Annotated in this window: 1 pseudogene; it reads left to right on the top strand. The window is 54.2% G+C overall.

The annotated features are described in order from the left end of the window. A pseudogene (locus LI114_RS14040) lies at window positions 1-236 on the top strand (hypothetical protein); the annotation flags it as partial.

Genomic DNA, 236 nt, shown 5'->3' on the forward strand with positions numbered 1-236 from the left:
GCACTCCGTGCCCTGGGGATTCTCTGCCTGCTGGAGGGAGAGAAGGAGAGAGGGCTTGAACTGGTGAACCAGGCCTACGAGGAGAACCCGGAGCTGGCGTATGTGAAAGAAACACTGATCATCGCCTGCCTGGAAAATGGAGATAATTCCAAAGCGGAAGAGTATCAAGCTCAATTCGAGAATGAGGGGACGGAGTTTGACGAGGACTTCGACGACTATCTGAGCGGCAGAGTCAG

It is taken from the genome of Ruminococcus sp. 210702-SL.1.03, from assembly GCF_020559915.1.
In the GTDB taxonomy this organism is placed as follows: Bacteria; Bacillota; Clostridia; order Oscillospirales; family Ruminococcaceae; genus YE71.